The sequence below is a fragment of the Vreelandella lionensis genome (genome assembly GCF_002087295.1).
Taxonomy (GTDB): Bacteria; Pseudomonadota; Gammaproteobacteria; order Pseudomonadales; family Halomonadaceae; genus Vreelandella; species Vreelandella lionensis.
In genome coordinates this window covers 60943-83596 of the sequence record NZ_MWVI01000086.1, presented here as the reverse complement: position 1 = coordinate 83596, position 22654 = coordinate 60943, and the positions used below count along the sequence as shown (strand labels likewise).

The following is a 22654-nucleotide window of genomic DNA, read 5'->3' as shown; positions in this document are numbered from 1 at the left end:
AATCCTATTCAGCGAAGCTGTGTGCTTTGCGCAATGAGGTCGTATACCGGCAGCAAAAACACCACCACGACGAAGATGAACAGCGCGCCAGCCAAAAGCAGTACGGCGGGTTTGATGACCTCGGCAAGGGTGGCGACTAGATGGTTAAGCCGCCGCCGGTACTCGTCGGCTAACGTACGCAACTGGCCATCCAGGTTGCCGCTCTGCTCTCCCACATTGATCAAACGAATCATCAGCGGTGAAAACACACCGCTGCGCTCCAGACCACTTGCCAGCGTATTACCGCGCATTACTCCTTGTCGGGCCTGGCGAATCGCATCGCGATACACCTCATTGCGGGTTGCCGCCTCCAAAATAGCTAGTCCATCCAATAGATTGATGCCCGCCGCTACTAGCAGCGCCAAGTATTCGCTGATAAATGCCATGGCGGACGTGCGCACCAGCGTGCGGCTAATCGGAAGGTGGTAAGCCAGCCAATAAAACCCGGCCCTAACCCGCTGGCTCCGGCTCAATAGCATCGGTAACACCACAACAGCTGCTAACACCCAGTAGCCATAAGCCGCCAGCAGCTCGCGCATCCAGTGCACAGCGCTCAGCACACTCTGGGTCAACGGGGGCAGATGGGCTCCCATCTGGCGAAACATATTGGCCAGATCAGGCAGTACGTAGTACACCCAGAACAGTGCCGCTATCACGATGGTGAGTACGACGAAAAATGGATAGATCAAAGCGCGTGAGACATCCCGGCGCAGGGCGGTAATACGCCCCAGATGTTCGGAGGCATCCATTAGCACGCGGTCGAGGTTGCCCGAGCGCTCACCAATATCGACAAGGTGCCGAACGGTGGCTGGCACCAAGTGTGGGTAAAATGAGAGCCTTGAAGAGAGCGTATTACCGGCCCTAACGCCACTCTGCAGGTCTGCTGTCAGCGCCTTGAGCGCCGGATGTTTAGCATCATCACGCAAATCTTTAAGTGCCATATCGACCGGCAGGCCACTGCGTAGCATCAGCCCCAGGCTATGCAGAAACTCCGCCAGCAACGCGATAGGGATACTACGGCGCATAAAAAGAGCCAAGCCGTCCAGCAGCGGCAGCATCAGCGCCGGTAGCACATAGAGCTGCAGCACCACGGCTTGTTCACGGCGCTCTACTAACGGGTGAGCATTGCTGTAATCGGTCACCGGTAGTTTCGACAACCCAGCACGCACGCGGCCTTGGTTCGACACCACCCGATAGAACACGTAGCGAAAGGCAGCTTCGCTCATAAACCACCCTCACCCAGGCAGCTCAGCAGATAGGAGGTTTCCGCATCCGGCTGGCCGCTCGCTAGCAGGCCGCTCTGCTTCTGAAACTGAGCTAGTGCATTCGCCGTGCGCGGCCCCATCACACCATCCACCGCCTCAGGCGCTAACAGCAAGCGCTCGACCAGCGCCAGCTGCAAGGCAAATAACGGCTCTCCCTCTTCACCAAAAGGTTGGGGCGCCACGGGTAGTGCTGATTGAAACAGTGCTAGCCGCCCATCGCTCAGCGGGTAAAGCGGCTGGTCATTACACCCCTGCTCCCATTCGCTCGGCAGCAGCACCGGTACCCAGGGTTGCTCCTCACTCCGTGCTGGCAGCCACTCAACCACATCCGCCCAATGCTGCGGAGGAGCCTCCACCGGGGGCAGAGGCGTATAGGTGGCTGTAAAGGCCTGCCATGCAAAGTCGACGACCTGAACAGCTTCTTGCTGCTCTGTAGTTGAGGCAGCCTCTTGATTAACGTTTTGAGTTGCTTCTTGAAAAGCCTCTTGAGACACCACTGCTTGCACCACCGCCTCTTGAGGTGTTGCTTGTTGCTGAGGCTGAGGGCTGAGGCTGAGGCTGAGGCGCAGCTTTTTGAGGCTCCGCTTGCAGGTCTATGCCCGCCTGCTGCGGCGGTACTTCCACTATTGGCGTTGAGGGAGTCGAGAGCAGGTCAAGTGGGTAGCCGGCCACCGCCGCCAGCCCCACAGCCCCCGCAACGCTACCCATTACCAGCACGCTTCCCATCACCAGCGAGCGGTAAGCGCGGCGCTTGGGGGCTGGCACTAAGCTCAGTTCCTTCGCGGCGGTGTCCACTAACCCAGCGCTAATACGCGTGGTGCCCGTAGCAACCAAACCGTAGAGGCAGCGGTCAAGCAGGATATGCACCCGGCGAATATAGCCCATGCTATAGCGATGCAACCGTCGCAAAGCACTGCGATCAACGGTCAACACCTCTGGGCAGCCTGCCCACTGCAACCGATGATGCAGATAGACATCCAACTCGTTCAACGTCAGCGGGGTCAGCTCAAGGCGCAGTGCAATACGGCTTGCCAGCTGCCGCATGTCATGACGATCCAGGGTCAAGCGAATTTCCGGCTGGGCCACCATCACAATTTGTAGCAGCTTGGCCTGGCTGGCCTCCAAGTTGCTCAACGACCTACCAGCTCAAGGCTGGGTACATCCAACCCTTGAGCATCATCCAGAATCAATACACAGTTACGACCCTTTTCATGCTGCTGCAGCAACCAAGTATTCAGTGCCTGCAGCTGTGCCTCTAGGCTATCGCCAGCGGCCGTCACACCAAAATCACGGTTGATTGCCCTTAACAGGTCGGCACCTTGAAGAAACGTATTGAACACCAGCGCGGTACACGCCCCCTGCTCGGCCAAACGCGTTAGTAGCGCCCGGGAGAGCGTCGTTTTACCAACGCCGACATCACCGGTTACAAGCATGAACCCCTTGCGCTGCTCAATGAAGTGCAACAACTCAGTGAACTGTTCTGCCAACCGAGCAGAAAAGAAGATGCCGTGCTCATCCGGCGTTACCGGAAACGGGTTACGCGTAAACCCTAAGTGCTGCAGGTAAGCCGACAATGGAAATCCGCTACTCATCAATGCGCTCCCATTTGCCGCTGTAGTGCGCGTAAGGCGTCGTCTGCTGGGTACTGCGCCAGCAGCGCACGCACCCGCTTAGCCGCCTCGGCATGTTGCCCAGCCTGCCAGTCTAAAACCGCCAGGTTATAGCCCGCTTCGCGATCTCTTGGCAGACGAGCAAGAATCGTGGAGTAGGCTTGGCGTGCCTGCGCCGGGCAATCTGCCCTCATACAGTAATAGCCCTGCATACGAGCAACGATCAGATGCGATTCGCCTAGCGCAGACCGAGCACGCTCAATAACCTCTTCCGCCTGGGGCAGTTGGCCCGCCGACAGCGCCGCATTGAAGGCCGCAAACAGTTCTGCCGGATTTACCTCAGCCGGAGGCGCAGTCTCTACCACCATTGAAAGCTCAGCCTCGGGTTTAGGCTCAAGCCCAGGCTCGGGCTCAGACTCAAGAGCGGGCACTGACGTGTCTATCTCGCCAACTGCCGCCACCTCTGGCTGGCTAACGGCTGCTACTTCTATCACTGAAGCCGTTGCGGCAAGCCGTGCCAGGGCATCCCCCGATAGCCGGGAACCACCTGACGGCGCTGGCGCTTGAGCCTGTGCTTGTGGCGGCGTTGGCGTTGGCGTTGGCGTTGGCGTTGGCAAAGCAATATCCACCACCACAACCTCCTGCGGAGCTGACGACACAGTAGGTGCGGAAGGCTCCACAGGCAACGCGGCTGAAACATTGCGCGGCGCGATACGCTCTGCCGCATAAAAATGTTCCCATAGGAACAGCCCCGCAACGGTGACACAAACTAACCCCGCCACCAAACCCCTCCGCCATCGACGTTGGCCAGGGGTGACCACACTACCCAACTGAGTGGGAGCTTGCGTAGGATGAGTGCCATGCTGGCGCAATGCGTCGAAAACTAAGCTCATGGGAATCCGGCTTACAAAATCTGAACGCGCAGCACGAGAACTAGCTCGCGTGCCGTGGTCGATTCAGACTGCCCACCCAGCACGCTGCCGAACAGAGGGACATCCGTAATACCGGGCACCCCATCCCTTGAACGGTTACCACTTTCACCGATAAGACCACCGATAATGACCATGTCACCGTCGTTCAGAGACAACGATGTGGTCATACCCTTGAAGTCCACCCGGGGGAGCGAGATTTTCAGCGGATTCTGCGTGCTGCCTACCTCTACTAGCTCCATAGAAGAGGCCTGCACAGAGGTTTGCATCGGGTTAATGGTGAGATGGATAGCACCATCCTCGGACACAAACGGAATCACCCCCAGCATCACGCCATCAAATACATTAGACGTCACCACATTGGACGTGGTCGCCAGCAAGCCGCCGCCACCGTTTTGCGTATTAGAGCTGGACTGGGCGATATAACGCATGTTGCTACCCACACTCACCACGGCGGGCTGAGTGTTGCGCACCCGAATCGACGGGTTAGATAGGATATGCACCGTGCCAAAGGTTTTCATCAGGTCGAGCCCGATATTGTGGTTACTGCCCGACTGAGCAAGGCCCAGCGATGGCGTACCCGACGTACCTAGCGCAGTAGACGGAATCAACACGCTGCGGCCCGCATTCTCCGCCCCTGGCACCAATGAGTCGATCGCACCCAGCGCCATCGGGTTAGACGAGTAGGACAAAGCCACCTGGTTACGTAGGAAACTCCAATCAACGCCATAGCTGAACTGGTCGTTAAGTTCGACATCAAGAATCTGCGCCTCGATCAGCACCTGTCGGTTTAACACCGACTTATAGTGCTCAACCAAACGTCCGACCGCCGCCAGCTGAGATGGGCGCCCACGAACAAACAGCGTACCGGTGGAGCGGTTCAGCATATAGGTCGGCACCCCTTGCTGCCCCATACCGCCCTCTCCATTACCCTGCCCGCCGATCAGCGATGCCAACATCCGGTCAATCTGCTCGTAAGGGTTCACATCATTGGTATTGCGCCCAGAGATTGAAAAGCTGCTGCGCAGCCCGCTGCTACCTGAGCCGCCACCCGAAGCCGACCCGCCATCGCCACCGGTATTACCGGCACCGAATACATCGCCCCCCGCGTTGAAATCAGCCGTACTCATGGTAAGCAGGAAATCCATATCGAAAATCCGCTCTTCAAACTCCTCTACCACCAGCATGTTATCGCGGACATGCCCGGCCAGATCTAGCGCCTTAGTGATCTCCTCAAAGGCTTGGCTAGCAGGCACCGAACTAAGCGACAGCGACAGCGTGCGCGGCTGGCGCGACAGCGAAGCAGGCAGCACCAAGTTCAGCCCTGCCTGATCAGCAATCGCCTTGAGCAGGTTACGTACATCAACATCGTCTGCCTGTAATGTAACGTTCACAGCATCAAGAGGGTTATAGCGGGGAACCACTGGCTCCAACACCACTTCCTGCTGTTGCTCCAAATTCTGCCTAAGCTCATCTTGCAGAAGGCGTAACTTCTCTGACTCTTGCACTAGCCGCTCTTGTAATAGCGCCTGCGAACGGTCATCCACCGTTTGAACCCTTTCGGCATCCATTTTGGAGGGGCCAACGGCACAGCCAGTTACTGACGCAGCCAGCAAGGCACCTATCCAGAGGCCTCGTCTAGGGTAAAGAGATAGTTGAGGGTCAAGGTTCATGTGGCTGCTCCTGATGCGCCTAATTCCGTACTCAATGTGTTGTTTTGCAAGTTATTGGCTTAAATAGCCAAGCAGTTCGGCAAAGCCCACCGCAATAACGGCATCGTCATACTGCTCCCCTTGTGCGGTCAGCGGGCCGGATACACAGAGCCCGCTGCCCGAAGGCCAACGGAGGCTGCTATTTTCGCCATCAAAGGGTTTCTCATTCCTATCGGCATCTCTTGTGCCTGCGTAGGCAACGAAAAATGCTAGGTTGGTGATAGGGTTTCCGCTGCAATCAGCCGCTCCTGCTTGCTGTTCATCACCGGTCACGTAGATGTGCTCATTATCAAAATCCTGCTGGCCCAGGCTGTGCAGGGCGTAACGTAGGTCATCCAGGCTGAGATACCCGGCACTGCCGGGCGGGTCACCAGTTCGTTCAGCTAATGCCGCTAGGTCGGTATCAGCGGTATTATCGCGAAAGACACCATAGACAAAGCGCTCGCGAACCGCTTTGCTTAACCCTTGCGCCTCGTCATACCAAGGGTGAGAAAAGGCACACCACCAGCCATATGGGTTATCTCCCCCTGCCCGCAGCCACCTCCGCTGCCACCTTCAAAACCATCACCGTTGGTATCGGCGCAGGGCAGCCGGTAGTGGCGCTCAGCATAACGATAGAGAGCTGCAGCGATCTGGTCGTGGTAACCCTGGGCAATGGCATCATCCTGGCTCAACGCATTAGGGCGATAGTGCATCGCCACCAGCGCCATCCCGCCCAGCAGCGCCAAGACCAGCGCCAGCTCCAAGAGAGTGAACCCACGCTGGCGGAGGGGGTACGCGTCAACCGTCATGGCTGCTCCTGCCCACCACTTGAACGCATCGAATGAAGGTCAATCACCTCTTGTTGTAATGCACTCATCTCACGACTTAGCTCTTGAAGCCGCTGCGGGTTTGCCATTCTCACCTTTCAGCGCTTCATCCAGCATCGCTTGGCTGACCTCAGCAAGCCTCTGGCTACTTACTCGTTGCTGACGCATCCCACCGATATCAATCTGCTCCTCTACCCCGTTCTCCCGCATTTGCTGGTTGAAGCCTTGAATCACATCCATCAATCCATCGACATCGTCTGGTTCAAGGTCCCGAATCTGCGCCAACGCGTCATCACGCGCGGCCCGGACCGCCTCACTGCGTTGTCGGATGCCCTCGCGCAGTGCCTGACGCTGCTGCGCTGCCTCAGATAGCATCTGTTCCGGTGAACGGGGCTCAGCTGATGAACTCATTCCCCCCTGCTCCCCTTCCACAGGTGCAGAGGCAGTCGCAGCGGCTTCGTTCAACGCCTCATAGCGCCGCCAAAGGGCATCAACATCCGTAGAGGCACCTCCACCTTCTACAGGCGAGGAAGAAGGCGGCATTACCACAGCGGGCACTTGTGCCGCTGGGCTTACCGGCGCAGGTTGCCGGCCCACCCACCAAAGCACTGCAGTCAACAGTCCAAGCAGCGCGATGCTCCATATCAACAGGCGGCGTAACGTCATTATTCAGCTCCAATCGTTAAGCGTGCTGTTTCACCACCGCGTGCCAACGTCACCTGGTTGGGCCTGATATCACGAACCACCACGCCGGATGTCACCGCATCGCCACGGCGCACATAACGCCCATTGATTACCGCTGAGCGGGAGGTATCCGAGTACACCACCATGCTGAGCTGATAACGGCTCCACCAGGGTGCCTGCCTGACAGGAGGCTCTGGTGGCGGGGGTGGCGGCGCAACCACCTCCGGCGTTATCTCCACCGGCTCTGGCATAGCAGGCTCTGGTACAAGTGGCTCGGGCACAAAAGCGTTGCCCGTCAGCAAGGGGGTATCCTGCTGCCCTGCCTGCTGCAGCCTCACATCTTCAAGCTGCCTGCTTAGCAGCTCGTTCAACTCCAGGAACTCGCGCACTTTTTCGCCCAACCGTGCATCAAGGCTCTGAAGCTGCGAATCCTGGCTAGGGCGCCACGCCTGTGCGGCCCGCTCTTCGGCCATCGCAAACTGGTAGGCCATTGTGCAGGAGACCAAGGCAACGGCTAGCAGCCCAGCAGCGGTGTATTTCTTCTTCATGGTGCGCTCCAGGCTACGCTAGACGGAACAGGCTATTACCGAGGCCGCTGGTAATTTCACGCCGCACCACTTCATAGCCAAGGCGCTTCAGCGCCATCACGAACTGCTCTTCTGCCGCGAAGGGCGCAGCCACACTGGCACTGCGGCCCGCAACGATGATCAGCACGCCGGTGTCATCCGACACAATGCCCGCCTCAACCAACTCAATACTGGCCGGAACCGCCTCGCGTAAATGCCGAATCAGGCTGGCTGGATCAGGCGTTTGGCGAACACGCTCAGCAAGGCGTACAAAGTCGGCGCGTTCACGCTGGGAAAGCACCAGCTCATCGGCACTGCGCAGCGCGCTCCCCATCTCGGTAATGGTGCTGCCAACGCTCTGGGTCTGCGCTTGGTACAGCTCAGCCTGAAGAGCGCCTGCCTCGTGCCGCCAGTACAAGGCCCCGAACGCGCTAGACAGGCATAGTGCGACCATGCCCACCGCCACCCAGGGCAATGCCTGTTGAAAGAGGTAGTGCAAACGGCTAATGCCATCGATATCGGCCCGTTTTAAGCGCAGGCCCTCAAACAGCTGGGTGGCTGGCAACACCGGCTCAGTGACCGGAATACCACGCACCGTTAGCGCATCAATTAGCGGCTGACTTTCGTCCGTGCGGCGCTCAACCAGCAAGCAACCGCGTTGTCGGCCAGCATCAGCGTAACGGTCCAATAATGAGGTGATATACGCAGCGATACGGATATAGTCATCCGCTCCGCGCATATAAAGACGCTGGCGGGAGGCCTGCATGGCCTGGCCGTCCTGTAACATCAGCACATCCACACTATCGTCATGGACAAATGCCAAAAGGCCACTCTCAAGACCCTGCCGTTGCGCCAATGTCAGCAGTGCTTCAAGCAGCGGGAACAGCAGTACATGGTCACTCTGCTGTTGGTCCCAGCGCCGGTAACGCATCGCCACCGCCACCGGCACAGCGGTGTAGCACACCTGGGCTAGGTCTCTCTGCCGCTCGCGGGTATGGATAATCACCCGCGCCAAACTGTCGATATCTCCGGCATCGCGCAGTCGTTTTTCCAACAGCGGCGCCAGGTTTTGGTGATGGGCAGGCAACGCCTCTACGCCGAACGGCGCTGCCTGGTAATCGGTAATGACCACTGCTGGACCGGGCAGCGCATCAAACTGCTCCGGCGCTAGCAGCGTATCGGTGTGTGTTTTCCACACCTGCCCCGACATATCCAACAGGCACTGCAGATGGGTCATTGCACTCTCCGCGAGTAATAATCACCGGAGAGGGATAGCTGGATCGAGCCTGCCTGATCCTGAGCCGGTGAGTCGATATACAGCGAACCGCTGCTATCGCTTACCAGTTTTATTGAGAATGACTTGGGCAGCATGAAGCTATCGGAGCTGGACTCAAGGCTACTCATCAATGTGTCGGCTTCACGCCGCGAGAAGCGCTTGTTGTCAACTTCAATCGACCGTACATCCCACAAAGACGTACGCCAGCCAAGCCCATCGGCACGCTCTGCCAGCGTTCCCCACTGGTCGCGCACTGCTTGCCAGCGCACCAGCTGCGCCCGCGCGCCCGCTTCTTGGTCTACCTGGCGCTGGTTATCTGCTAACTGCCGCTGTGCCACGTCTGCCGCCGCTTTATAGCTAAATGCCGTTTTCACTAAATAGGGCAATGCAAGGCTACCCACCAGAAGCACTCCGATACACGCATAACCCCGAGCGGCCTTACCCCCCTCAGAAAGCAGTGACACCATCATTGATCCATGACCCAGTGTGCGGTAACCAAAATGACGCGCTCTTCTCCACTGGACGCCCCTTCACCGAAGGCACTAGGGTTTGAGTCAGCATTGGTGTAACTGTTATTGGCCTCCCACTCATAACCTGGAATATGGCGGCTACGCTCTAACACATTGGTATTTGCGTTCTGCTGGCGGAAACGGCCCTCGTAGGCATCAGGCTTACCATCCACCATATGGTCCAGCTTGCGGGCCAGATCAGGGGTTAGCCCACGGATCACCATCACGTTGCCCGCGCCACTGATTGTTCCTTCTGGGTTCCACTGAAAGCAGATTTGCAGCTCTGCAGGATTACCATTGGTGTCGGTATAGGCATAGCGGTCCTCCGACCCTTCAGCCCTCCCCGGCGGCATTCGAATACCAACGCGATCAAACAGCTGATGCAAATCCAGGTCAGACAACGGCCGGTCGCCGCCGCCAACGGTATTAGCGGGATACCCAGCACCGTGGCACAACCGACGGCCCGTGTTACGGTAGTTGGCCGGTATGCCCGCCACCCCACTGCCCATGTGGTCAAACTCCGCTTCATAGCCGTTTACCATCAGCGTCGGCGCCACTTGGTTATCGCCAAGCACAACGCCGGTACGCTGATAGTAAAGGTCGTAGTTCTGCTTCCACGGCATTAAAAACTTATTCTGGATACGGTTGTATTCCGCCTCACGGAGAACATCACGGCCAATGCTCACCCCGCCCAACATAAGACCAATGACCGCCATCACCACAACAATTTCCATCAGGCTGAACCCGCTCTGGCGAGCCCCTACGGAACGTCCCCCTGCCGACCTCATCGCCATCTCCCGCTTCACTGGTTCATCTTATAGGTGGCAACAACCGTGATGACCTGGTCTTCATCCAAGTTCACACTGGTATCGTCAGCAGAGCCTTCATCTGCATCGTAGGCTTGGGAGTTGTTGGCAGCCCATTCGATGCCAGGCGCGCCATCCGAGTCATTAGCGATATCGTATTTGCGGAAAAGCCCCTCACGTGAATCAGCTTTGCCATCAATCATTTGATCCAGTGCCCTCGCTAAATCTGGAGTAAGCCCGGAAATCACCATCACGTTGCCAGAACTGGCAGCGGTGCCCGGTTTATTCCACTGAAAGCACACCTGAAGCTCTTGAGGGTTGCCGTTGGTATCCAGATAGGCGTAGCGGTCTTCAAAACCCTCGGCACGGCCCGGAGGCATACGCACGCCGTGACGATCCATCTCACGGTGCAGAATAAGATCTTCCTCACGCGTCATGTTCGGCGCTTGGCCACCTTCACAAATGGCGTTAGGTTCATCCGCACCGGTCATATCTCGACCAGAAATGAGATCATCTACAACTTCATATTCATTTCCATTGACCATCAGCCGCGGCTGAACCTGGCTATCACCAATCACCACTCCAGCGCGCAGGTAGTGGGAGTTATAGGCACTGGCCCATTGGTCAACAAACTTCTGTTTAATCTTGGTGTATTCAGCGTTTCGCTGAACATCCTTACCAATTGAGACCGCGCCGAGGATTAGCCCGATCACAACCAGGACGAGTGAGACTTCCACCAGGGTAAAACCCTGCTGGCGGTGCGAAGAGGCATGTTTGACTGCACGCATGTTTTGTTCCATTCATGAGTGTTCTGAGTATCGGGCTAAGCGCAGGCTGGATAACTGCGTAAGCTGAACCAACTGTAACGATACTTACATAGCCCTTTAGTGCTATGTCAGTCTCTAAGGCTCTCAAAACTCTCAATTTTTTCATGCATGCTGATAGCGCTAAGCCGCTGAAAAATAACTTTTCAGCGGCCATGAAACAATTCACTTACCGAAAATTACCTAAGCCAGAAAGCTGATGTTCTGACTGAATGGGGTCTAACCGCGAGCACAAGGCCGCGTTGCTGCACTCGAACAGGCAGTACAACGATAACTCCCCCATAGCACCGCTAACCAAAACGCATAGAAAGTAGCGCCGCTGTTATGGGCCAAAAAAGTTTGCGATAAACCGAAATCAATAAATGCGACCGGTAACAGCGTGCCGGCTACCGCCAATGAGCGAGTGGGCAAATCAGGGTGCGATAAGCCAGGGGCAAACATTCTCATCGGGATCATGTAAAGCATGAGAAGCACGGCCAGCCCCACCAGCCCTCGTTTAGCAAAGGCATCGATAAACTCGTTATGGGCATGGCCAAACTCAGCCGCCACGGGGGAGATAACACCCTGCTCGCCTAGCTCCCCCAAAGCCTCACGGTAGCCAGCCTCGCCCCAGCCCAGCAGTGGCCGCTCGGCAATTAACTGAGCAGCCCCGCGCCACATCTCAAAACGCAAGCCCAGCGACGTATCGGTTTCAGTACCGGATACATAGTGGCTAATATCGCTAACGGCAGCTTCAACCCGCTGCTGAACTCCCGTTTGCGGCAGCAAATAGACTGTTGCAACTAAGGCAAGCGCCGCCCCTACCGCTCCTGCTTTTATTGTCACCGGTAACTGGCGACCATAGCCACGGTAGAGCACATACGCCACCACCGGCAGCCCCACCCAGCCGCCACGGCTACCGGACATTAACGAGCCCAGCATCCCCAGCAAAGCCCCCAGCAGTAGCAAGGCAACCCACGCATGACGTTGGCGCTGAACCACCGCCCAGCCCAAGCCTGCAAAGCACAGCACGCCCATTAACATGCTTAAATTGCCAAACTGAATAACGTGCAGAAAACCACCCGCCCGTACCACACCTTCTACCAGCTTCATCCATAGCGCCAAGCTGCCAGCGCCGATAGCCCCCAGCGCTAACCCTCCCCAAAACCAGCTTAAACGCGGCGGGTAGCGCAGTATCAGCAACAGCACCGGGATGGCCAATAAAAAGCGCAGCGGCCCATCAAAACCACGAGAACCAAGCTCAACCGCCGACATAACGCCCACCACCAGGCCGTAGGCCACTAACGCTACGATGATCCAGCGGTCTTGGGGGAGCAGCACAAAGGAGGAGCACTTAAAGCGCTTAAATAGCAGGGCAGTGCTCGCCAGCAGGAGCAGCACGGGGCCAACGGAGTAACCAGAAGGCACCACCAGCGCCAGCGCGCCCATCAAAAATACAGCGAGACTGGTAACGTGAGACAACGGCTCAGAACGGGGAACATTGGGGCTTAACATACAGGTCACTAACCTAACCAGCGTCATAAAGCCGCTGATAGTAGCATAGCCCCAACCTAGCTACTCTGGCTGATTCACCGGTAACGTTACCTTCAGCGTCTTACCGTGTTTAGCGGCTAACGATTCAAGAGCCACTTTTAACGCCCTTCTGGCCTCGGCATCCCCGTGTACTAAATGGATGCTACGCGGCCAGTGGCGCATCTGCTTAACAAAGCCCAATAACCCCGTTTGATCCGCGTGGGCAGAGTAGCCACTGATGGTGGTCACCCCTGCTTTAATGTCATAACGCTCCCCATCCAACATCACCCAGCCACCCTGGGGGCCATAGCGCTGAATATCCCGCCCCGGCGTGCCAGCTCCTTGGTAACCGACAAACAGCACCTGATGGCGCGCATCACCCAGCATAGCTTTTAAATAGTTCACCACCCGCCCACCGGCACACATGCCGCTAGCAGCAATCACCACCGCAGGCCGTCCGCTTTCGGCTAAATAGCGCACCGTTTGCTCATGGGTTGCGTGGCTATCCACTGTGTAGAGCGATGCAAAGCTCAGCGGATGACGGCCAGCGCGAACGCGGGTTTGCGCCTCACTGTCCCAAAACGGCTTGAGGTCTCGGTACACCTGGGTAAAGCGCGCTGCCAGCGGCGAATCGACAATAATTTCTAACGACTTCCACAATGACTGCTTATCCGAACGATGAATAATACCTTCAAGCTCATATAGCAGCTCTTGGGTACGGCCAATGCTAAACGCTGGCACAATTACCGTGCCGTTATTATGGAGCGCGCGCTCAATGGCCTGTTTTAGCTTAGCGGCTCTATCCAAGCGGCCTTCGTGCAAACGGTTGCCATAGGTAGATTCCAACACCAGCACATCCGCTTTAGCTGGGGCTTTTGGTGCTGGCAGCAAGGGAGAGTTGGCAGCACCCAAATCACCTGAAAACACCACCCGCTGCCGCCGCTTGGTAGAAGGGTCGCGCAGGGCAACCTCCACATAGCTGGAGCCTAAAATATGCCCCGCGCGCTGGAGCTTCATGTTCACATGGCAAGTAGGTGTTAATGTGACGTTATGCCATTTACCAAACGCTAATGGCACTAACTGCTGTTCCACCCGCTGCAAAAACTGCTCAATTAACCGAGCATCGCGGGTAAAGCCAATTTTTAAGGCGTCTTCGATGACCAGCGGCAGCAGCTTGGCCGATGGCTTGGAGCAGAAAATCGGCCCCGTAAACCCGGCGGCCAACAAATAAGGCAAGCGCCCAACGTGGTCGATATGCACATGGGTAATCACTAACGCATCGATAGTTTTAATATCAAAATCGATGGTTAACTGCTTAAACTCATCCTGCTCGGCATCTTCACCCTGGAAAAGGCCGCAATCAATTAACAGCGAGCGGTGATCACCATAAAGGAGTTGATGACAACTACCTGTTACGCCGCTAGCGCCTCCGCGGTGAACAAGCTGAGAAAGAGGTTCTAAAGAAGCAGCTAACGACATGTTTAGCACCTTATTACCGAACAGGATACTAATAAAAGTATCAGCATCCGCAACAACAATGCCAATTTTTATTAGCCAAATCGGTGAAACTTACTAACGTGAAACAGAGAACTATACTGGTAAATACCTAGCTCCATTGCATGGTGCATTTGCAAGTCGGCAAAATCCTCTCTCGATAAGCGGCCTATAGCATCAATATCGATACGATAGAGCGGTACCGAGTGGTCTTTAATGCCGGTAAGTAACTTCTCAGCATCAGAAATCAGCACTAGCACACCCTTCGTGGCTAGCAACTCACAGGCACTATGAACTATCTCAGCATCTATTTTCATGCGATGCAGAAAATGGAACCGATCAGCCACAGCAGTAGAGAACTGCCGATTATCACCAAACAGCGGCAATACTTCCTTCTCCTGCAAATTAGCTAATGCAGTCTCTGCAATGCAGAGCTGCATTGCACTTTTATGAGCGCTATATGGCATTAGCGAAAACGGATACGCCTGTAGGCACATAAGTTGAAACTGATCTTTCGCCTCTTCGGCACTATGCAGGTTTGCTTGTAACTCCAGTGAGTCATCCAGCAAAACCACCATGGACCAACGCTGCCCCTGTTGAATAATCACCACCGGAAAATAAGCTGACGTGCGCGCTAGCTCACTTAAGCTAATAGGCAGCCATGTGTACCTACTTCTCAGTACCTGCTGTTGGCTGAGCCGCCAGCCCAAATGCGCGTGCTCTGCATAGCTGAGTGGGATGTGAGACAAATACTCATTTATCATAAACACCCCCTACCGATCAATTACATAATTTAACACCACCAGCATGATTTTTGCCATACCCAATAGGCTATCTTTCTAGAAAATCTACTAAAAAAAGCGCCTCCCTAGGGTAGGCGCCTATTAGCAAGCTAATTACAATCGATAACAATTTCCGGACAAACATTCATTCACTTGGGGTGCAAGGAAGGGTGATAGGACATTAGCATCTAAGAAAAATAGGGATTAGAAACCATTCAACAAGAAGCTCCACACCGCCTCTGGCACCAAACGCATCTGGGCATGCTGTACTGGGTAAGCAGTCCACTAGTCCTTTTGTGACAAGCCTCCCTTTAATAATATGCACACCTACTCTTCGGCCATGTTAGCAGGCTGTGGCTTTATAATAAGATGTTCTGGAGAAGGCTGCGTTACCCTTGCTTCATAGTTTTCAGGGTAATCATCAACTGAGGAATGAAAGCGCTCAATGACATCAACCAGCTCACTAATTAATGCACTCTCTTGGGTAGGGGTTAGCGACATACCATGTTCCCTTATAACTGCATTATCGTTTATATATCAAAAATCTCTGCTGCTTTGCAGGCTAACAGACAGAGTAGCGCGCCTTAACACTAAATTCTAAGCATTAAGTCACACTTCATTAAGCCACTACTTATCTATTAAAGAGTGTTGCATGGTGCCTTTGCACCACTCCAGTCTCAACAACTCTCAAAACTCTCAATGCATCATTGCGCAGGGTATGGTCACTGAATATTAATGACGCGACAACAGCCTGATCAATTAGCCTTCAAAACACGTCTGCAAAGCCAGTCGTCAAAATTTTCTAAACGCCCGTTTGTCAACCTCTAATACTGTGATACCAGCCACCATACCGAAATAAAATGAAGCACACTGGCCACTCCCCACATAGACCGATAAACTAATTTTTATTACCTGGAAATGCTTAAGCATGCCATGCATAATGCGTCAAAAATACGACAGCATTTTAACGGTTTACCTATTCTCTGTTCAAAAGGTTACTGGCCATGCCCCTGCTAACACAACAACAAGAAGAAGCGCTCGTTAAAGAGCTGGTCGAGGTCGTAGAGAGCTTTCAAAAAGATATTGACTCACACCCAGAGCGCTATGAAGCTTTCATTTCCCAGCCCAATGCGAACCACCTAGTCATCAAGCTACAGCCTATTACGAAAGCAGCAGAATAAGGCTGAGAACCACTCTGCCTCTCGTACACCTATGTCTCCCGTACACCTATCTTATATAGGTGGTCCACTCAATCACTTAATCGTTTCAGCCCCCCCCCTTCAGCCACATCCACTTCACCGCCCCAATATCCAATATCCAATATCCTGCCATTTGAGCATTGGCCTCTCACTTGCGCCAACAGCTACATGCAGACGGCCAGCCGTGAAGAAGCTAGAGAAATTTCAAGCACCTAGCGTTCCACGTTGCGTTACTTAAAAACACACACATAGCACAGCAAATCCCCTCGTTTCGCCTATGCTTCTAAACAACCGTTTGTTTATAAGAAAAATGTAGAAAACGCTTTCTCCACACTTCTAGCCGCACTACCACAAGGGATTTGCCATGCAGGCTATACAACCAACCGATAACAGCGCTCAGCTTTCACTCACCTCACCATTGCCCGAGTTCCTCCGTAAAAGCCTGGAAGGGTGCGCCTCGCTCCCCCCCCTCCCTTCCGTGGCCATGAATGTACTTACCATTGCCCGCTCCCCAAACGCCAGCGTAAAAGCCTATGCGGAGGCCATTGAGCACGACCCCGTACTCACCACCCGGTTACTGGCACTGGCCAATAGCGCCTACTATGCGCGTAGCGCGCCCCCGATTAGCAGCTGCCAGGAAGCCGTAGCACGCATTGGCCTAGATACCACCCTAGCCGCGACGCTCAGCTTCAGCCTGTTCCGCCAAAAAGGAGCCAACGCCTACCTACAGCGCGTATGGAGCCGCTCACTTATTGCCGCTATCGCCTCGCGTTACCTTGCCGAACAGCTCTGCCCCTCCCGCAAAGGGTTTGTGTTCACCGCAGCCCTGCTACAAGATATCGGCGTACTCGCGCTCAAATCCCTCTACCCCGAAGAAGTAGAGAGCGTTTATGAAACTCCAGCCGAACATCACCCAGAAGTAAGCCATAATGAGCACCGTCTATTTGGCTGCGACCACGCTATCGTAGGTGCCTGGCTAGCAGCTAAATGGGGAGTGCCCGCCCCCATTGCAGAAGCCATTCACACCAGCCACCTAGATTTCTCCTCGGCGCCAGCCGACCTATTATGCATTCGACTCTCTGGTCATATTGCCGACGCCTGGCTCTCACCATCGCCCGCCCAGGCACTGGTCAACCTCATGCGCAAGCTGGAAAGCAACCACCTAACCGACCACCTAGAGCTGGCAGCGCTACTCAACACCATTGAAGACCAGCTACCCAGCCTTGCCAATATTCTCGAAGTCACTGCCCCCACCCACCAGGATAATGAAGCTCTGCTTGCCGAGGCCCAGCAGCTACTGTTTGAACAAACGCTGGCCCTAAGCGCCCGCCTAGACCAACAGCAGAGCGAGCTTGCCCAACTGCTTGAACGCCAAAACGAACTGGAATCCCGCAGCCGAACCGATGCACTGACCGGCATCGCCAACCGAGGATGGTTAGAAGAACAACTCGACATGCGCTTTCGCCAATGCCGCGACGTGGGCGGTGCGCTCTCGGTGGTTTTTATAGATATCGACCACTTCAAATCCATTAACGACCAGTATGGCCACCTCACCGGCGACAATGTCCTGGTCAGCTTTGGCAAGTTACTCAGCGCAGTGGTGCGGGATGGCGACCTGGCTGGCCGCTACGGCGGGGAGGAGTTTATGGTGGTCTTACCTGGAGAAGATGCTAACGGTGCCAAAAAGTTTGCCCAACGCATCGCCTATCGATTACAAGAGCAACCCATGACGTGGCACGAAGACCGGCCCGTTTATGTGACGGTCTCGATTGGGGTTGCCTGCCTCAACGATGGCGGCTTTGCCAACAGCACCGAGCTCATCAATGCCGCCGACAAAAGCATGTACTTTATTAAACACAGCGGCCGCTGCGGTATTGCCGTATACGGGCACTAACCTAGCCGTTTAATGATTGCCCCCCGCATTCAGCGGGGGCCTTACTAACAGCTGATCGAGCGACTGTCAGCAGCGCAAATTAAACGCTACTCATATACCTCAGCTTCAGACAGCTGACTACCCGCCTGATCTTTTTCCGAAAGCGCAATCTCAACCGGCAGCGTGGGCCACTCAATGGCAAGCTCCGGGTCATCGAAACGGATGCAGCGCTCTGATTCAGGGTGGTAGTAATCAGTGGTTTTGTACAAGAAATCAGCGGTTTCTGACAGCACCACAAACGCATGACCAAAGCCTTCCGGCACCCACAGTTGGCGATTATTGTCAGCAGACAGCTCAACGCCTACCCACTGCCCAAAATGCGCCGAATGGCGGCGCAGGTCTACCGCCACATCCCACACGCTGCCCTGGGTAACGCGCACCAGCTTACCTTGCGGCTGCTCAAGCTGGTAATGGATGCCACGTAGCACCCCCTGGCGGGAGCGGGAGTGGTTATCCTGCACAAACTCGCGCTTGCACCCTGTTGCTTCTTCAAACGCTTTTTGATTAAAGCTTTCCATAAAAAAGCCGCGGGCATCGCCAAACACCTTAGGGGAAAGAATGAACACCCCTGGTAGAGACGTTTCTTCAACCTGCATTAGTGGCCACCTTTAGCATCTAAACGGTTTAACAAGTACTGACCATAGCCGGTTTTTGCCAGTGCCGTGGCGCTTTCACGCAGCGACTCATCGCTTAGCCAGCCCTGCTGCCAGGCAATCTCTTCCAGGCAAGCCACTTTCAGTCCTTGGCGGTGCTCAATGGTTTGCACGTACTGGCTCGCCTCTAACAGGCTATCGTGGGTTCCGGTATCCAACCAGGCAAAACCACGGCCCAAGCGCTCAACGCGCAGGTCGCCACGCTCAAGGTAGGCATTGTTCACGCTAGTAATTTCCAACTCGCCTCGTTCGGAAGGCGTGACCTGTTTGGCGATCTCGACCACATCGTTATCGTAAAAATAGAGCCCGGTAACTGCGTAAGGCGACTTCGGCTTGGCGGGTTTCTCCTCAATAGAGACCGCCTTACCGTCAGCATCAAACTCCACTACCCCGAAGCGCTCCGGGTCTTTCACCAAATAACCAAACACCGTAGCACCGCTGGTTTGTGCCGCCGCCCGCTTTAACTGGTCTGAGAAGTGTTGACCGTGGAAAATGTTATCACCCAGCACCAAGCACACCGGCGCATCGCCAATAAATTCTTCACCAATAATAAACGCCTGCGCCAAGCCATCTGGGCTAGGCTGCACTGCGTACTCAAAGCGCACACCGAAAGAGTCACCGTTACCCAGCAGGCTTTCATACTGAGGCAAATCTTCCGGGGTAGAGATAATCAAAATCTCGCGGATGCCAGCCAGCATTAACACCGAAATCGGATAATAGATCATCGGCTTGTCGTAAATCGGCAGCAGCTGTTTTGAAACACCGCGCGTGATGGGGTGCAGGCGCGTACCGCTGCCACCTGCCAAGATAATGCCTTTACGTTGCATCGTATTGCTCCTTGCTCGTTACCCGCAGAACTAACGCGAGCTTGCTATTTCTTCCACGGTAAGCGCCAGCTGACTTTGCCAGCTGGGCAACTGGATGCCCAACGCTTGTTCAATTTTATCAACGCCCAGCCGAGAGTTAAGCGGGCGAACCGCTGGCGTAGGGTAATCGCTTGTTGGTATGGCTGAAACACCCTCAGGAGTAATCTCCAACGGTAGCCCAAGGTTGCTGGCTAACTGGAAAATCTCGCAGGCAAAGCCATGCCAGCTCGTCGCCCCTTTAGGGGCTAAATGATACACGCCGCTCTCGATACCCGATGCCGTGGCTGTTTGTAGCTGAGTACCGTGTAGCTTAGTAAGCGCTTGCTGTGTGACTAACGCAATCAGCCGCGCAGGCGTTGGCGCACCAATTTGGTCACTTACAACGCTTAAGGCGCTACGCTCAGCCCCTAAACGCAGCATGGTTGATAAAAAACTCTTACCATGGGCGCTGTACACCCAGCTAGTGCGGAAAATCAGATGCTGGCAGCCACTCTTAGCGACCGCTTCATCGCCTGCTAGCTTGGTAGCCCCATAGGCATTGCATGGCCCCGTGGCATCGCCTTCCTGCCAGGGAGTATCACCCTCACCGTTGTAAACGTAATCCGATGAGTAATGTACTAACCAGCCGCCCCGCTGCTGGCAATAAGCCGCCAACTGCTCGGGCAGCTCCGCGTTCAACCGCGTTGCCGCCTCAAGGTCTGTTTCAGCGTTATCGACCGCCGTATAGGCAGCAGCATTTACGATAAGGTCAGGCTGGTGTTGTGCCAAAAACGTATCCACGGCGTCAGCATCCAACAGATCCAAGGCCGCCCGGTTAGGCGCCAGAATCTCACCAAGCGTAGCCAACTGACGGCGTAGCTCAAAGCCAACCTGGCCACTGCCGCCGGTGATCAGAACCTTCATAACCCATTCCTTTGTGAAACACTTGAATTCATCATCCTACCCGCCTGAGTACTACACCGGTGGCAGACAGCTTTAGCTCGCGATGTTTAGTTGCTAGAAGTGAGCAACAGCGGTTTACAACGACTCAAAAGAATAACTCATTCTTGAAGCTGCTGTACTTGCAGCATCAGGTTTTCGGCAAACACTTTCAGCACCTCAACCTTTTGATGCGCTGTCGTCAGCGCACTGTGTAGAATGACAGCCTCCTCAATATATTCATGGATCATTTTATTTCGCAGTTGACGAAGGCTGATCCACTCCTCTGCAGAATCAAGCCAACCGTATTTTTCAGCTTTATTAAGATTTATTAATAAAGCGTTGGCTGACTCACCTAGTGCATTGAGCAGCGCTGGAAGTAATTTATCGCCGAGCGTGTCTTGAAGCCGACAAAATCGACTGGTGAACGCTTCAAGCGTGAGCGCTAGCGCCGGGTCTTGCTCCAGCTTCTCCACTCTCTCGAGCGTAAGAGAAGCACCAAACGCTTGGCTGTCTGCATAGTCCAGATGCTTAATTTCCTTACTCACCACTCTTACAAGAAAATTCAGCCTCTCTTGCGTTTCTGGCAATAGGTTCACAATACAATCCCTTGTTCTTGTGCAACATGGTGAATCATCGACTTCTCTAGATTAGGGGCATTCAGCACAATATCTATCTTTTGATCGCCCAATTGCTCAATGATCTTTGCTTCAATTCTAGCGATAGCCCAAGCAGGATTACTTACCGCCTCTCCCACCGTAATCATCAGATCAATATCTCCACCTTTTGCGAGGTCATTGGTGCGTGAACCAAACACTCGCAGCTGGGCACCTTCGCCAAGCACATCCTTGGTAGCTTTTTTAATGGCTGTCACTTCTCTACCCGTTAATCGCACGGCTACTCTCCAGCGTATAAAGTACGTGAGCTGATACGGCACCCCGCCTTTTTACATTGTAACGTAGGGCAGGCGACCGTAAGCACCAGAGGAAGTAGCTTTAGCTCGCGACCGCTAGGCCACCAACACCGAACTCAGAGCTACAAGCTACCCAAACGTTCCCCTTGGTAGCTGCCATCCTGAACCCGCTGCCACCACTGCCGGTTTTCCAAATACCACTGCACGGTTTTACGCAACCCGGTTTCAAAGGTTTCTTCTGGCTTCCAGCCCAGTTCACGCTCAATCTTGCTGGCATCAATGGCGTAGCGCAGGTCGTGGCCTGGGCGGTCTTGTACAAAGGTAATCAACTCACGGTAGGAACGCTCGGCAGGCACCAGATCCTGCAGCAGGTCGCACAGCGTTTCGACTACTTCAAGATTCGCCTTCTCGTTATGCCCGCCGATATTATAGGTTTCGCCTACCACACCTTCGGTGATGACCTTAACCAGCGCACGGGCGTGGTCTTCTACATATAGCCAATCGCGCACCTGTTGGCCATCGCCATAGACCGGCAACGACTTACCCGCCAGGGCGTTCAAAATCATCAACGGGATAAGCTTTTCAGGGAAGTGATAAGGCCCATAGTTATTCGAGCAGTTCGTCACTAAGACCGGCAGCCCATAGGTACGGTGCCAAGCCCGCACCAAATGGTCGGAACTTGCTTTACTGGCCGAATAAGGCGAGCTGGGCGCGTAAGGGGTTTCCTCGGTGAACAGATCTTCCGGCCCTTCTAAATCGCCGTACACCTCATCGGTAGACACATGATGGAAGCGGAACGCCGCCGCCTTTTCAGGGGCCGTGGCCTGCAGGCCCTTCCAATACTGGCGGGCCGCCTCTAATAGCGTATAAGTACCCACGATATTGGTTTGAACAAACGCCGCCGGGCCATCAATGGAGCGGTCTACATGGGACTCCGCCGCCAGGTGCATCACCGCATCCGGCTGGTAGCGCTCAAAAATAGCTGCCATACGGGCAGCATCGCCAATATCCGCGTGCTCAAACGCATAGCGCTCGTTGCCCTCCACCACGGCCAGCGACTCCAGGTTACCGGCATAGGTGAGCGCATCTACGTTGACCACCGCATGCTGCGTATTTTCAATCAAGTGACGCACCACCGCTGAGCCGATAAAGCCAGCACCGCCTGTAATCAAGATGTTCATCTTAGCTCCAACAAAAGAGGACCAAGCCATACACCGGTGATAAGCATCCGAACCAAACGCTATACAGGACGCACCCATATAGAGTCATATCACCGCCCATAAATTGTGGCGGCAACGATACCAGAAAACCCACCAAAGCGGCATGCCAGGTTTTAGCGCGCTCCAGCAAAGCAT

Annotated in this window: 26 protein-coding genes; 2 read left to right on the top strand and 24 right to left on the bottom strand. The window is 54.9% G+C overall.

Annotated elements, in window-relative coordinates:
- Positions 1-8: 8 nt before the first annotated feature.
- From B4967_RS12775 to B4967_RS18085, 18 genes are all read right to left on the bottom strand, one after another.
- On the bottom strand, positions 9-1265 hold the full coding sequence (locus B4967_RS12775) for a type II secretion system F family protein (protein WP_083025584.1): 1257 nt from the start codon (positions 1263-1265) through the stop codon (positions 9-11).
- Positions 1262-1810, bottom strand: a complete 549-nt coding sequence (locus tag B4967_RS12770) for a peptidoglycan-binding domain-containing protein (protein WP_161491520.1) — start codon at positions 1808-1810, stop codon at positions 1262-1264. Before B4967_RS12770 ends, B4967_RS12775 begins: the two co-directional genes overlap by 4 nt.
- The gene (locus tag B4967_RS17925) at positions 1758-2438 is read right to left on the bottom strand and encodes an ExeA family protein (protein ID WP_139794505.1); all 681 of its coding nucleotides are present in this window, start codon (positions 2436-2438) and stop codon (positions 1758-1760) included. Before B4967_RS17925 ends, B4967_RS12770 begins: the two co-directional genes overlap by 53 nt.
- Positions 2435-2896 (bottom strand): ExeA family protein, encoded by a 462-nt coding sequence (locus B4967_RS12765; RefSeq protein ID WP_083025580.1) that lies wholly within the window; start codon positions 2894-2896, stop codon positions 2435-2437. Before B4967_RS12765 ends, B4967_RS17925 begins: the two co-directional genes overlap by 4 nt.
- On the bottom strand, positions 2896-3807 hold the full coding sequence (locus B4967_RS12760) for a tetratricopeptide repeat protein (protein ID WP_139794504.1): 912 nt from the start codon (positions 3805-3807) through the stop codon (positions 2896-2898). The genes B4967_RS12765 and B4967_RS12760 overlap by 1 nt, the downstream gene beginning before the upstream one ends.
- An 11-nt stretch (positions 3808-3818) precedes the next feature.
- On the bottom strand, positions 3819-5516 hold the full coding sequence (locus tag B4967_RS12755) for a hypothetical protein (RefSeq protein ID WP_083025577.1): 1698 nt from the start codon (positions 5514-5516) through the stop codon (positions 3819-3821).
- Positions 5517-5567: 51 nt separating this feature from the next.
- Positions 5568-5828 carry a hypothetical protein gene (locus B4967_RS12750; protein WP_083025576.1) on the bottom strand — a complete coding sequence of 87 codons (261 nt, stop codon included), beginning with the start codon at positions 5826-5828 and terminating at the stop codon, positions 5568-5570.
- A 185-nt stretch (positions 5829-6013) separates the two neighbouring features.
- Positions 6014-6346: a prepilin-type N-terminal cleavage/methylation domain-containing protein gene (locus B4967_RS12745; RefSeq protein WP_083025574.1), complete on the bottom strand. Its 333-nt coding sequence runs from the start codon at positions 6344-6346 to the stop codon at positions 6014-6016.
- Between the two features lie 69 nt (positions 6347-6415).
- Complete coding sequence (locus B4967_RS12740) at positions 6416-7030, bottom strand: hypothetical protein (RefSeq protein WP_083025572.1); 615 nt, start codon at positions 7028-7030, stop codon at positions 6416-6418.
- Positions 7030-7596 (bottom strand): general secretion pathway protein GspB, encoded by a 567-nt coding sequence (locus B4967_RS12735; RefSeq protein WP_083025571.1) that lies wholly within the window; start codon positions 7594-7596, stop codon positions 7030-7032. Before B4967_RS12735 ends, B4967_RS12740 begins: the two co-directional genes overlap by 1 nt.
- A 13-nt stretch (positions 7597-7609) precedes the next feature.
- Positions 7610-8851, bottom strand: coding sequence for a hypothetical protein (locus B4967_RS12730; protein ID WP_083025569.1), 1242 nt, complete (start codon positions 8849-8851; stop codon positions 7610-7612).
- A complete protein-coding gene (locus B4967_RS12725; protein WP_139794503.1) occupies positions 8848-9291 on the bottom strand; it encodes a hypothetical protein in 444 nt (147 codons plus the stop codon). The genes B4967_RS12730 and B4967_RS12725 overlap by 4 nt, the downstream gene beginning before the upstream one ends.
- A 65-nt stretch (positions 9292-9356) precedes the next feature.
- A complete protein-coding gene (locus B4967_RS12720) occupies positions 9357-10187 on the bottom strand; it encodes a type II secretion system protein (protein ID WP_139794502.1) in 831 nt (276 codons plus the stop codon).
- 14 nt (positions 10188-10201) lie between these two features.
- Entirely contained in the window at positions 10202-10993 is a 792-nt protein-coding gene (locus B4967_RS12715; protein WP_083025566.1) for a prepilin-type N-terminal cleavage/methylation domain-containing protein, read from the bottom strand.
- Positions 10994-11248: 255 nt separating this feature from the next.
- On the bottom strand, positions 11249-12550 hold the full coding sequence (locus tag B4967_RS12710; RefSeq protein WP_243470571.1) for an O-antigen ligase family protein: 1302 nt from the start codon (positions 12548-12550) through the stop codon (positions 11249-11251).
- Between the two features lie 33 nt (positions 12551-12583).
- The gene (locus B4967_RS12705; RefSeq protein ID WP_083025563.1) at positions 12584-14020 is read right to left on the bottom strand and encodes an MBL fold metallo-hydrolase; all 1437 of its coding nucleotides are present in this window, start codon (positions 14018-14020) and stop codon (positions 12584-12586) included.
- 71 nt (positions 14021-14091) lie between these two features.
- Positions 14092-14799, bottom strand: a complete 708-nt coding sequence (locus B4967_RS12700; protein WP_083025561.1) for a SapC family protein — start codon at positions 14797-14799, stop codon at positions 14092-14094.
- 345 nt (positions 14800-15144) lie between these two features.
- The gene (locus B4967_RS18085; RefSeq protein WP_161491519.1) at positions 15145-15318 is read right to left on the bottom strand and encodes a hypothetical protein; all 174 of its coding nucleotides are present in this window, start codon (positions 15316-15318) and stop codon (positions 15145-15147) included.
- Between the two features lie 503 nt (positions 15319-15821).
- Between B4967_RS18085 and B4967_RS18080 the strand changes: the two genes are divergently transcribed.
- On the top strand, positions 15822-15998 hold the full coding sequence (locus tag B4967_RS18080) for a hypothetical protein (protein WP_161491518.1): 177 nt from the start codon (positions 15822-15824) through the stop codon (positions 15996-15998).
- Positions 15999-16380: 382 nt separating this feature from the next.
- Positions 16381-17910, top strand: coding sequence for a sensor domain-containing diguanylate cyclase (locus tag B4967_RS12695; RefSeq protein ID WP_083025559.1), 1530 nt, complete (start codon positions 16381-16383; stop codon positions 17908-17910).
- A gap of 86 nt (positions 17911-17996) precedes the next feature.
- Here B4967_RS12695 and rfbC read toward each other — a convergent pair whose 3' ends face one another.
- The 6 genes from rfbC to rfbB all read right to left on the bottom strand — a co-directional run bounded on the left by rfbC (position 17997) and on the right by rfbB (position 22480).
- Complete coding sequence (gene rfbC / locus B4967_RS12690; RefSeq protein ID WP_083025558.1) at positions 17997-18545, bottom strand: dTDP-4-dehydrorhamnose 3,5-epimerase; 549 nt, start codon at positions 18543-18545, stop codon at positions 17997-17999.
- Complete coding sequence (rfbA, locus tag B4967_RS12685) at positions 18545-19429, bottom strand: glucose-1-phosphate thymidylyltransferase RfbA (RefSeq protein ID WP_044630563.1); 885 nt, start codon at positions 19427-19429, stop codon at positions 18545-18547. Before rfbA ends, rfbC begins: the two co-directional genes overlap by 1 nt.
- Positions 19430-19459: 30 nt before the next feature.
- A complete protein-coding gene (gene rfbD, locus B4967_RS12680) occupies positions 19460-20371 on the bottom strand; it encodes a dTDP-4-dehydrorhamnose reductase (protein WP_083025556.1) in 912 nt (303 codons plus the stop codon).
- A gap of 137 nt (positions 20372-20508) precedes the next feature.
- A complete protein-coding gene (locus B4967_RS12675; RefSeq protein ID WP_083025554.1) occupies positions 20509-20985 on the bottom strand; it encodes a hypothetical protein in 477 nt (158 codons plus the stop codon).
- Positions 20982-21281: a nucleotidyltransferase domain-containing protein gene (locus B4967_RS12670; protein WP_083025552.1), complete on the bottom strand. Its 300-nt coding sequence runs from the start codon at positions 21279-21281 to the stop codon at positions 20982-20984. Before B4967_RS12670 ends, B4967_RS12675 begins: the two co-directional genes overlap by 4 nt.
- 140 nt (positions 21282-21421) lie before the next feature.
- Positions 21422-22480, bottom strand: coding sequence for a dTDP-glucose 4,6-dehydratase (gene rfbB / locus B4967_RS12665; protein ID WP_083025551.1), 1059 nt, complete (start codon positions 22478-22480; stop codon positions 21422-21424).
- Positions 22481-22654: the final 174 nt, after the last annotated feature.

Coding starts and splice junctions, on each gene's coding strand:
- B4967_RS12765 (WP_083025580.1), bottom strand. CDS start 2,896: ATGAGTAGCGGATTTCCATTGTCGGCTTACCTGCAGCACTTAGGGTTT.
- rfbB (WP_083025551.1), bottom strand. CDS start 22,480: ATGAACATCTTGATTACAGGCGGTGCTGGCTTTATCGGCTCAGCGGTG.
- B4967_RS18080 (WP_161491518.1), top strand. CDS start 15,822: ATGCCCCTGCTAACACAACAACAAGAAGAAGCGCTCGTTAAAGAGCTG.
- B4967_RS12730 (WP_083025569.1), bottom strand. CDS start 8,851: ATGACCCATCTGCAGTGCCTGTTGGATATGTCGGGGCAGGTGTGGAAA.
- B4967_RS12775 (WP_083025584.1), bottom strand. CDS start 1,265: ATGAGCGAAGCTGCCTTTCGCTACGTGTTCTATCGGGTGGTGTCGAAC.
- rfbC (WP_083025558.1), bottom strand. CDS start 18,545: ATGCAGGTTGAAGAAACGTCTCTACCAGGGGTGTTCATTCTTTCCCCT.
- B4967_RS12735 (WP_083025571.1), bottom strand. CDS start 7,596: ATGAAGAAGAAATACACCGCTGCTGGGCTGCTAGCCGTTGCCTTGGTC.
- B4967_RS12720 (WP_139794502.1), bottom strand. CDS start 10,187: ATGAGGTCGGCAGGGGGACGTTCCGTAGGGGCTCGCCAGAGCGGGTTC.
- rfbA (WP_044630563.1), bottom strand. CDS start 19,429: ATGCAACGTAAAGGCATTATCTTGGCAGGTGGCAGCGGTACGCGCCTG.
- B4967_RS12745 (WP_083025574.1), bottom strand. CDS start 6,346: ATGACGGTTGACGCGTACCCCCTCCGCCAGCGTGGGTTCACTCTCTTG.
- B4967_RS12760 (WP_139794504.1), bottom strand. CDS start 3,807: ATGAGCTTAGTTTTCGACGCATTGCGCCAGCATGGCACTCATCCTACG.
- B4967_RS18085 (WP_161491519.1), bottom strand. CDS start 15,318: ATGTCGCTAACCCCTACCCAAGAGAGTGCATTAATTAGTGAGCTGGTT.
- B4967_RS12710 (WP_243470571.1), bottom strand. CDS start 12,550: ATGACGCTGGTTAGGTTAGTGACCTGTATGTTAAGCCCCAATGTTCCC.
- B4967_RS12755 (WP_083025577.1), bottom strand. CDS start 5,516: ATGAACCTTGACCCTCAACTATCTCTTTACCCTAGACGAGGCCTCTGG.
- B4967_RS12740 (WP_083025572.1), bottom strand. CDS start 7,030: ATGACGTTACGCCGCCTGTTGATATGGAGCATCGCGCTGCTTGGACTG.
- B4967_RS12715 (WP_083025566.1), bottom strand. CDS start 10,993: ATGCGTGCAGTCAAACATGCCTCTTCGCACCGCCAGCAGGGTTTTACC.
- rfbD (WP_083025556.1), bottom strand. CDS start 20,371: ATGAAGGTTCTGATCACCGGCGGCAGTGGCCAGGTTGGCTTTGAGCTA.
- B4967_RS12695 (WP_083025559.1), top strand. CDS start 16,381: ATGCAGGCTATACAACCAACCGATAACAGCGCTCAGCTTTCACTCACC.
- B4967_RS12705 (WP_083025563.1), bottom strand. CDS start 14,020: ATGTCGTTAGCTGCTTCTTTAGAACCTCTTTCTCAGCTTGTTCACCGC.
- B4967_RS12700 (WP_083025561.1), bottom strand. CDS start 14,799: ATGATAAATGAGTATTTGTCTCACATCCCACTCAGCTATGCAGAGCAC.